The organism is Aureimonas sp. Leaf427 (assembly GCF_001425485.1).
Lineage (GTDB): Bacteria > Pseudomonadota > Alphaproteobacteria > Rhizobiales > Rhizobiaceae > Plantimonas.
Window position 1 is genome coordinate 282,459 of sequence record NZ_LMQW01000052.1, and the last position, 9,429, is coordinate 291,887.

Below are 9,429 nucleotides of genomic sequence, written 5' to 3' on the forward strand. Positions count from 1 at the left end.
GTGCCGACCATCGCGATCGTCGATGGCATCCGGATCGTGATCTTTTTCAACGATCACGATCCACCGCACTTTCACGCCATTCTCGGCGAGACTAGCTTGAGGATGAGCATCGCGTCCGGCACTGTCATGGGCGATCGCGGGCCGGCCTCGATGGAGCGCAAGCTCGGTCGATGGCTCGACGAGCATCGCGACGAGATGATGCTGGCGTGGAAGGCGGTTCGTGCCGGGCAGCGGCCACAGGGGATCGAGTGATGACCTATCGCATCCAGCAGGCCCACGCGCTCGACAACCATCGCCTGCGGATCGTCTGGACGGATGGCCTGACGGGCACGGTCGATTTCGAGCGCTTCATGCGGACCGTGCCGATCTACGCCGCCTTGCACGATCCCGCCGTCTTCAGGGATGTCCGCCTCTACGAATACGGCCATTCGATCTACTGGATGGGACCGGATGGCTGCGAGATCGACATCTGTCCCGATGTTCTGAGGGCCGAGATCGATCCCGATGTCGCTGCCTGGATCGATACGATGGCGTCGGACCAGAACCGGCAGTCGGCGGCGGAATAGGGAGCGGGAGCCTCGCTGAGATCAGACCTTCGGTCGGATCTCCAGGCGGATGCGGCCATCACGGTCTAGCGCATGAGCCGGCTTCACGAGACGGCCGGGAAACGGGCGAAGGGTCCGGCGCGGTACGCCTTCGATGCCCGCCGGCCGAAGTCCTCAGGCGGAGACGCCCGATGCCGCCGTCCGACCGGCCTTTGATCCTCCCGTTTCGGGGGCAGCATTCGACACACAGTTCCGAGCCGAAGGACCTGCCATGAGCCCCTATCTTCTCGAACTCGCCACGCTGATGGCCGTGTTCTCGGTCGGCATCGTCGCTCCGGGCGCCGATCTGGCGATGGTCATGCGCCAGTCGCTGACCCATGGGCGGCGAGCCGCGATCTGGACGAGCTTCGGCATCGGTTCGGCGCTGCTGTTCCACGTCGGCTATACGGTTCTCGGCATCGGACTCATCGTCTCGCAGTCGATCGTCGCCTTCAACATCGTGAAGTGGTGCGGTGCCGCGTATCTCTTCTATCTCGGCTGGCGCTCGCTGCGCGATGCGAGCCTGCCCGAACTGCCCGCGATCGACACGGCGGAGCGCGACCGGCCGATGCCGGCCGCCAAGGCGTTCGGCATGGGGTTCCTGACCAACGCTCTCAATCCGAAGCCGGTCGTCTTCTTTCTCACGCTTTTCACGTCGCTCGTCAGCCTGGAGACGCCGATGGTCGTGAAGATCGGCTACGGGGTCGTCATGGCGAGCGCGCTGATTCTCTGGTTCGTCGGCGTGTCCTATTTTCTGACCGTTCCTGCGGTGCGCGACCGGTTCCTTCGCGCAGGGCGCTGGATCGGCCGGGTCACGGGCGTCGTCTTCATCGGGCTCGGGCTGAAGCTGGCGACGGAGCGGATGCATGGCTGATCGCGGCGTTCTTCTCGTCACGGGCGGCTCGCGCGGGATCGGCGCCGCCGTCTGCCGGCTCGGCGCAAGGGCCGGCTACGGCGTCGTCGTCAACTATGCCGCGCGGCAGGACGCGGCCGAGGCGCTGGTGGCCGAGATCGAGGCGGAGGGCGGTCGCGCCGTCGCGGTGAAGGGCGATGTCGGCGTCGAGGCGGATATCCTGGCGCTGTTTCAGGCGGCCGACCGCTTCGGGCCTCTCGCCGTCCTCGTCAACAATGCCGGGATCGTCGACCGGCCGGCGACGCTCGTGGAGATGACCGCCGAACGGCTGGAGCGGATGTTCCGCGTCAACACGATCGGCTCCATGCTCTGCGCGCGCGAAGCCATCAAACGCCTGTCCACCGCCAAGGGCGGGCGGGGCGGGGCGATCGTCAACATCTCCTCCGCCGCGACGAAGCTCGGCGCGGCCGGGCTCTTCGTCGACTACGCCGCCTCCAAGGGCGCGATCGACACGTTCACGGTCGGCCTCGCGCGGGAACTCGCGACCGAGGGCGTTCGCGTCTGCGCGGTGCGGCCGGGCATCATCGAGACCGACATCCACGCCTCCGGCGGCCTGCCCGACCGCGTGCGCGACCTGACCCCGAGCCTGCCCATGAAGCGGCCGGGCACGGCGGAGGAGGTGGCGCGGGCGGTGCTCTGGCTGGCATCGGAGGAGGCGAGCTACTCGACGGGGGCGATCCTCGATGTTTCGGGCGCGCGGGCGATCCTGCCCTAGATGGGCTTTCAGCCCCTTCCCCGATCCGAAAGACGTTTTCCATGGACAACCTCCCGCCCCTTTCGACCGAGCTTCTGGTCCTCGCCTGGTCCACCGTGCTGCTCCTCGCCCATGTCTGCCTTCAGGGCCAGCTCGTCACGGCGGAGCGGGGCATGGGCTGGAATGCCGGGGCGCGGGACGAGGAGAGCAAGCCTCTCGGGCCGCTCGCCGGCCGCGCCTCGCGCGCCTCGCAGAACTTTCGCGAGACCTATCCGGCCTTCGTCGCGCTGGCGCTCGGGCTCGCCGTCTCCGGGCGCAGCGGCGGGCTCGGCGAGACGGGCGCGCTGCTTTGGATCGCGGCCCGGCTCGTCTATATCCCGCTCTACCTCTTCGGCGTGCCGTATCTGCGCAGCCTCGTCTGGCTGGCCTCGATTCTCGGACTGGCTCTGATGCTGGTCCGCTTCCTCTGAAACCCTGAAACTCCCGAGAAGCCGACCTCCCATGTCTGATACAACAGCCTACGATCTCGTCGTCATCGGCTCCGGCCCCGGCGGCTATGTCTGCGCCATCAAGGCCGCGCAGCTCGGCCTGAAGGTGGCCGTCGTCGAGAAGCGCAAGACCTATGGCGGCACCTGCCTGAACGTCGGCTGCATCCCGTCCAAGGCGCTGCTCCACGCCTCCGAGATGTTCGCGGAGGCGAGCCACTCCTTCGGCGAGCTCGGCATCAAGGTCCAGCCGGAGCTGGATCTCGCCGCGATGCTCGGCCACAAGGACAAGACGGTGAAGGCCAATGTCGACGGCATCGCCTTCCTCTTCAAGAAGAACAAGATCGACGGCCTGATCGGCACCGGGCGCATCAAGGCGGCCGGCGAGGTCGAGGTGACGGCCGAGGACGGCTCGGCCAAGACCCTTCAGGCCAAGGCGATCTGCATCGCGACGGGCTCGGAAGTGGCCGGCATTCCGGGCGTCGACGTCACGTTCGACGAGACGGTGATCGTCTCCTCCGACCACGCGATCGCCCTTCCGAGCGTGCCGAAGCATCTCGTCGTCGTCGGCGGCGGCGTGATCGGGCTCGAGCTCGGCTCCGTCTGGTCGCGTCTCGGCGCCAAGGTCACGGTCGTCGAATATCTCGGCAAGGTGCTGGGCGGCATGGACACCGACCTCTCCAACGCCTTCCAGAAGCTCCTCGCCAAACAGGGCGTCGAATTCAAGCTGAACGCCAAGGTGACGAAGGTCGAGAAGGGCGCCGCCGGCGCCGCCGTCACCTTCGAGCCCGTCGCGGGCGGCGAGGCCGAGGTGCTGGAGGCCGACGTCGTGCTCGTGGCGACCGGCCGCCGGCCCTATACGGAGGGCCTCGGCCTCGACGACCTCGGCATCGCCCGCGACAAGGCCGGCCGCGTCGAAATCGACGACCATTTCCAGACGAGCCTCAAGGGCGTCTATGCCATCGGCGACGTCGTGCGCGGCGCGATGCTGGCGCACAAGGCCGAGGACGAGGGCGTGGCGCTCGCCGAAATCCTCGCAGGGCAGGCCGGCCACGTGAACTACGGGACCATCCCGTCCGTGGTCTACACCTCGCCGGAGGTCGCTTCCGTCGGCAAGACGGAAGACGAGCTGAAGAAGGAGGGCGTCGCCTACCGGGCCGGCAAGTTCAACTTCACCGCCAATGGCCGCGCGCGCGCCATGCTCGCGACCGACGGCTTCGTGAAGGTTCTGGCGGACGCGACGACCGACCGGGTGCTCGGCGTCCACGTTCTCGGCCACAGCGCGGGCGACCTGATCGCGGAAGCGGCCGTGCTCATGGAGTTCGGCGGCGCGGCGGAGGATCTGGCCCGCACCAGCCATGCGCATCCGACGCTGTCGGAAGCGGTGCGCGAGGCCGCCTTCGCCGCCTTCTGCGGCAAGCCGATCCACGCCTGAGCTCCATCGCAGCCATGAAAAAGGGCCCGGCTCCGAAAGGCGCCGGGCCCTTTTCGTTTTCGGAAAGCGTGTCAGCCCTTTTCGTCGGTGGGCTTGGCCACCGTGTCGGCGGTCACGATCGGCGTCGAGATGCCGGAATCGGCCGTGACCTTGTGGCCGGGGCAATCGGCGAGGGCGGGCGCGGTGGCGCCTGCGAGGAGGCCGAAGGCGAGGGTCGTGCTCATCCATCTCTTCATGCGGCTTGTCTCCTGGTGCGGTTCCTGCACGATCGAAAGACTGTGCCTCATCGGCGGCAGGGGCAAGCGCCGCGCCGTTCACGTTGAAGGGATCGGCTGGCGACCGTCTCGCCGACGCGGGTGTCGGGGCGTGCCGCGACGGCGGGGAGGGCCCGGCAGTGAGGCTTCCGCCGGGGAGTTCGCGGGCGGATCACGGCCCGGCTTGCGCGAAGACACGAGGAGCGGGATGGTCGGCCGCCGGCGGCGCGAGACCGTTTTGAGGACAGTTGGACCCATGACCCTTCGCCCCTTCGACTTTCGAACCGTTCCCTCGATCGAGATGGAGTGGGCGGGCGCGCGGCGGCTCGGCGCCGGTCTCGCCGGACGCTTCCCCGCGCGCCGGGCGCTGCTCGTGACCGATGCGGGCCTCGTCCGGGCGGGGCTGATCGAGCCGATCGCCGAGGGTCTTCGCCAGGCGGGATTCGAGGTCGCGATCTATGACGGCGTCGTCGCCGACCCGCCGGAGGCCGTGCTTCTGGCGGCGGTCGAGGGCGGCCGGGCGGCGGGGGCGGATCTGGTGATCGGCCTCGGCGGCGGCTCCTCGCTCGACATCGCCAAGCTTGCCGCCGTGCTCCTCGCCTGCGACCAGCCTCTCGCCGATCTCTACGGCATCGGCAAGGTGAGGGGGCAGCGCCTGCCGCTCGTCCTCGTGCCGACGACGGCCGGAACGGGCTCGGAGGTCACCAATATCGCGATTCTAACCACGGGCGAGACGACGAAGATGGGTGTCGTCGCCCCGCAGCTCTATGCCGACCACGTTCTTCTCGACGCGGAACTGACGGTCGGCCTGCCCGCGATCCACACGGCCGCGACCGGCATCGACGCGATGGTCCACGCGATCGAGGCCTATACGAGCCGCCACCGGAAGAACCCGATCTCCGACGCCCTGGCGCGCGAAGCGCTCCGCCTGCTTTCGACTCATCTCGTCACCGCCTGCCGGACGGGCGCGGACCGCGCGGCGCGCGAGGGCATGCTGCTCGGCGCGATGCTGGCGGGCCAGGCCTTCTCCAATGCGCCGGTCGCTGCCGTCCATGCGCTGGCCTATCCGCTGGGCGGGCATTTCCACATCCCGCACGGCCTTTCCAACGCCCTGATGCTCGGCCCGGTCCTGCGCTTCAACGCCAAGGCGGCCGCCTCCCTCTATGCCGAACTCGGCGAGGTCGTCGGCGCTGCGCGAGGCGGCGGGGTCTCCGAGCGCTCCGATGCCTTCGTGGCGGCGATGCAGCAGCTGATGGACGACAGCGGCGCGCCGCGGCGCCTGCGCGATGTCGGGGTCGGCGCCGACCATCTGCCGCGCCTCGCGGCGGACGCGATGCTGCAGACGCGGCTTCTCGTCAACAATCCCGTCGAGGTGACGCAGGCCGACGCGCTGGCGCTCTACCGCGAGGCGTTTTGAGCCAATTCAAGATCAACGGCCGAAGATGCTGACGCATCCGGCCGCTGCACATGGCGAATGTCTCGATGGCATCCGAGGCTCGAGACATTCGCAGAAGGAAGATCGAGAGGCATTTCCAATGCCTCTCGATATCAGTCCGCCCGCATATCAGTCCGCCCGCGTGACCCGGTAGCCGGCCTTGCGCAGAAGCTCGACGAGGCCGGCCTCGCCCGGCAGGTGCAGCGCGCCGACGGCGACGAAGGCGCCGCCCTCCTTCAGGATCGGCTGGAGGCGGGTCGCCATCGTGTGGTTGCGCGTCTCGATGATCCGGTCCTCGAACTCGGTATAGGCGGCGACGGACTCCTCGGGGACCTCCGACAGAGGCATCGCGGCCTCCGCGACGGCCGAGATCGTCGCGATGTCGCCGGAGAGGTAGAGCTCGATCATCGTCTCGAAGATGTCGGGCATCTGCGGCTTCAGCTCCAGCGTGGCGAGAAGCGTCTGCACCTGGAGGTCCATGGAAAGCGAGCCCATGGCCTCCAGCTGCTCGACCGCCGTCTCCAGGCCGAGAACCGGCTTGCCCGCCTTCTCCGCACGCGTCGCCAGCGACACGTCGAGCACCTCCGCGCCCGCCGCCTGCCGCTGCATCTCGCAGGCGGGAAGAAGCAGCCCGACCGAGAAGAACCAGGGCTGCAGCGTTTCCACCGAGCCGAAGGGAATGCCGTAGGAGAGGAGCTTCGCCTCGACCTTGCCGCGCATCTCCGGCGTCAGATAGTCGCCGAGCCGCTTGCCGGCGGGAAGGTTCAGGAGATCGGGCCGCGCGAGAACGGCGAGCTGCGCCGAGGGACCTTTCAGCACGTCCGTCGTCTCGATCACGAGGCGCCCGGCGCCGTCGAGCGCGCTGTCGGCCTGGGGCTCCAGGGCGAGGACGCGCGGGTCCGTCATGTGCATCGTGCCGTAGAGATAGGAGGGGGCGAGCCCCTCGCGCTCGATGCGGAAGAGCTTGCCGCGGCCGTTCGGCGTCGCCTCGGCCTTTTCCAGAAGGGGGCGGAACCGCTCGGTCTCGCGAAGCCTCGGCAGGAGGCTCGTCCCGGGGCAGGTGGCGGCGGCGGGGGCCGGCTCCTCGGCCCGGGCCGGGGCGGAGAGCGCTACGACGGCGACCGCCAGGAGGAGCGCCATCGGCACGAGAAGCGCCAGACCGAGAAGAAGGCGCGAGGCGGCCTTCAGGAGGGAGGAGGGGCTCGTCATGATCGACACCGTCCGCGCGAGAAGCTGGGCTGCCGTCTTCTAACGGCCCAATGCGACCAAAGGCTGAACGTGTCTGGCGGACTTCGCTCGATCGCGAAGCGGCTCAGCGGCGGGCGCGGGGATGGGCGCTCTCGTAGACCGCCATCAGCCGCCCGCCGTCGACGGCGGTGTAGCCCTGCGTCGTCGAGAGGCTGGCATGGCCGAGAAGATCCTGGATCGTTCGAAGATCCCCGCCCTTGGCCAGAAGATGCGTCGCGAAGGAGTGGCGCAGCGCATGCGGCGTCGCCGTTTCGGGCAGGCCGAGATAGCCGCGCAGCTTCTGCATCTCGCGCTGGATGATCTGCGGGCGCAGCGGCCCGCCCTTCTCGCCGCGAAAGAGCGGCGCGTCGGGCGCGAGATCGAAGGGGCAGAGCCGGCGATACTCCGACGCCGCCGAGAGCACCACCGGCAGAAGCGGCACGAGACGCTCCTTGCCGCCCTTGCCGACAACGCGCATGGAGCGCGCGGTCTCGTCGAGCAGGGCGTCGCCCGGCAGATCCAGCGCTTCGGAAATGCGCAGGCCGCAGCCATAGAGAAGCGTCAGCACGGCGGCATTGCGCGCGGAGATCCAGGGTAGCGTGCCGAGCGCGCCGGCATCCTCGGTGACGGAGAGCGCGTCCGCCACGCTCAAGGGGCGCGGCAGGCTCTTGGGCTGTTTGGGCGCCCGCATCGCGCGCGGGCCTGCGGCGGAAGCAAGGCCCCGGCGCTCCAGATGGCGCACGAAGGACCGCACGCCCGAGAGGCCGCGGCCGAGCGTCTTGGCGCCCGCGCCGTCCCGGCGCCGGTCCGCGAGGAAAGCGCGCAGATCGGCGGGCTTCAGATCCGCCAGATCCGGCGTTCCCGCCGGGCGGCCGTGATAGCCGGTGAGAAAGCCGAAAAACTGCCGAAGATCCCGCTCGTAGGCTTCGAGCGTGTTGGCGCTGATCCGGCGCTCCTCCTCCAGCGTGCGCAGCCACTCCGCCTTGTGGGCGAGAAGCTCGGACGTGGCGCTGATCAGGAAGGCTTGGGACATGATGCCTCTTCGGTCCGGAGCGATCGGGAAAGCGCAGGCAATGCCGGCAAGGCGACGATGATGGGGCAGGGCTTGCGCGGGGATGGTGCGGGGATCGCGCGGGCATCAAGAGGCGCGGGGCGTGGAACGCGCCGGGGACGGGAGAGTTGAGAAGCCGACGGGTCGGTCGGCGCCGGGCGCGCCGGGACCGGGCCTCCTCATCCCTTATGAAAGGACCATCCATGAAACGTCATGCGAACGCCGTCTGGCGCGGCGCCCTCGGAAACGGCAAGGGCACGATCACCACGCAGTCCGGCGCGCTCTCCGAGCACGGCTATTCCTTCAAGGCGCGCTTCGAGGACGAAAGCGGCAAGTCGGGCACCAACCCGGAAGAGCTGCTCGCCGCCGCCCATGCCGGCTGCTTCGCGATGCAGCTCTCCCATCTCCTCGCCGAAAACGGCACGCCCGCGACGGAGCTGAACGCCAGCGCCGTCGTGACCGTCGATCAGATCACCGGCGGGTTCGAAGTGACGTCGAGCGCGATCAAGCTGGAGGGACAGGTTCCCGGGATCGAGGAGGCGAAGTTCCTGGAGTTGGCGACGACCGCAAAGGAAGGTTGCCCGATTTCGAAGGCTTTGGGCGCGATCAAGGTTACGCTCGACGCCAAGCTTGTCGGATAGGGCTTCGAGCGGAGCAAAGCAGGTCGTCTATACAAGGTGCGGCGGGGAGGCCTCGAAGGGGTCTCCCCTGTTTGTTTGGAGCGCACGGGGTGCTTGTTTGGCGCGCATTCCGGCGTCGTTCCGCCTTTCGAGCAACGACCATTCCTGGTGCTGCCGAAGGTCTTTGATGCCATGCTTTTGTCACCCTGACGTTTCTACGACGCCATTTCCCCAACAAAATCAGCCACTTCCGTTTTTTCTCCGATTTCTGACGATTCTGCATTTTTGGCGGTTGACGGTTTGGCGTGGGTTGTCCTATAAACCGCTCATCGACGGGCGGCGCCGGCGGCGAGCGGAAGAGTTCGCTNAAAATCAGCCACTTCCGTTTTTTCTCCGATTTCTGACGATTCTGCATTTTTGGCGGTTGACGGTTTGGCGTGGGTTGTCCTATAAACCGCTCATCGACGGGGCGGCGCCGGCGGCGAGCGGAAGAGTTCGCTCTACGGTTAGCCGAACGGATCGAACCAGATCGAAACGGTGGGGCTTTGGCCTCGTGCAGTTTTGAGGGCTTTGAGCGACTGAGGTCGTTTAGGTCCGCCGGCGGAGGTTTCCGCCGTGTTTTTTGACAATTGCATAGATGAGAAGAAAGAGAGACGTGGGCGGCGGTTAGCCTCATACGGGGACTTTTGGTTCGCTTCCTTGGCGGATTGAGGGTTATCCTGGAGAGAATA

12 protein-coding genes are annotated in these 9,429 nt (G+C 67.8%); 8 read left to right on the forward strand and 4 right to left on the reverse strand.

The genetic code is table 11. From position 1 onward, the window contains the following. The 6 genes from ASG62_RS23915 to lpdA all read left to right on the forward strand — a co-directional run bounded on the left by ASG62_RS23915 (position 1) and on the right by lpdA (position 4,111). Entirely contained in the window at positions 1–252 is a 252-nt protein-coding gene (locus ASG62_RS23915; RefSeq protein WP_056692482.1) for a DUF4160 domain-containing protein, read from the forward strand. After that, on the forward strand, positions 252–566 hold the full coding sequence (locus tag ASG62_RS23920; RefSeq protein WP_056692479.1) for a DUF2442 domain-containing protein: 315 nt from the start codon (positions 252–254) through the stop codon (positions 564–566). The genes ASG62_RS23915 and ASG62_RS23920 overlap by 1 nt, the downstream gene beginning before the upstream one ends. Positions 567–816: 250 nt before the next feature. Further along, a complete protein-coding gene (locus tag ASG62_RS23925; RefSeq protein WP_056692476.1) occupies positions 817–1,458 on the forward strand; it encodes a LysE family transporter in 642 nt (213 codons plus the stop codon). Continuing rightward, the gene (locus ASG62_RS23930; protein WP_056692473.1) at positions 1,451–2,212 is read left to right on the forward strand and encodes an SDR family oxidoreductase; all 762 of its coding nucleotides are present in this window, start codon (positions 1,451–1,453) and stop codon (positions 2,210–2,212) included. The genes ASG62_RS23925 and ASG62_RS23930 overlap by 8 nt, the downstream gene beginning before the upstream one ends. A 41-nt stretch (positions 2,213–2,253) precedes the next feature. After that, entirely contained in the window at positions 2,254–2,661 is a 408-nt protein-coding gene (locus ASG62_RS23935) for an MAPEG family protein (RefSeq protein ID WP_056692469.1), read from the forward strand. Between the two features lie 31 nt (positions 2,662–2,692). Further along, the gene (lpdA, locus tag ASG62_RS23940; protein WP_056692466.1) at positions 2,693–4,111 is read left to right on the forward strand and encodes a dihydrolipoyl dehydrogenase; all 1,419 of its coding nucleotides are present in this window, start codon (positions 2,693–2,695) and stop codon (positions 4,109–4,111) included. Between the two features lie 71 nt (positions 4,112–4,182). Here the strand turns inward: lpdA and ASG62_RS26845 are convergent, their stop codons facing one another. Continuing rightward, on the reverse strand, positions 4,183–4,335 hold the full coding sequence (locus tag ASG62_RS26845; protein WP_156382336.1) for a hypothetical protein: 153 nt from the start codon (positions 4,333–4,335) through the stop codon (positions 4,183–4,185). Positions 4,336–4,621: 286 nt separating this feature from the next. Here ASG62_RS26845 and ASG62_RS23945 point away from each other — a divergent pair, with 286 nt between their 5' ends. Continuing rightward, the gene (locus ASG62_RS23945) at positions 4,622–5,782 is read left to right on the forward strand and encodes an iron-containing alcohol dehydrogenase (protein ID WP_056692463.1); all 1,161 of its coding nucleotides are present in this window, start codon (positions 4,622–4,624) and stop codon (positions 5,780–5,782) included. 147 nt (positions 5,783–5,929) lie between these two features. Here the strand turns inward: ASG62_RS23945 and ASG62_RS23950 are convergent, their stop codons facing one another. Continuing rightward, entirely contained in the window at positions 5,930–7,009 is a 1,080-nt protein-coding gene (locus ASG62_RS23950) for a TraB/GumN family protein (RefSeq protein ID WP_056692460.1), read from the reverse strand. 103 nt (positions 7,010–7,112) lie between these two features. Further along, the gene (locus ASG62_RS23955) at positions 7,113–8,060 is read right to left on the reverse strand and encodes a tyrosine recombinase XerC (protein ID WP_056692457.1); all 948 of its coding nucleotides are present in this window, start codon (positions 8,058–8,060) and stop codon (positions 7,113–7,115) included. Between the two features lie 221 nt (positions 8,061–8,281). Here ASG62_RS23955 and ASG62_RS23960 point away from each other — a divergent pair, with 221 nt between their 5' ends. Next, a complete protein-coding gene (locus ASG62_RS23960) occupies positions 8,282–8,719 on the forward strand; it encodes an OsmC family protein (RefSeq protein WP_056692454.1) in 438 nt (145 codons plus the stop codon). 485 nt (positions 8,720–9,204) lie between these two features. Here ASG62_RS23960 and ASG62_RS27430 read toward each other — a convergent pair. Then, positions 9,205–9,429: hypothetical protein (locus ASG62_RS27430; protein WP_210168400.1), on the reverse strand; the 225-nt coding region annotated here is incomplete at its 5' end.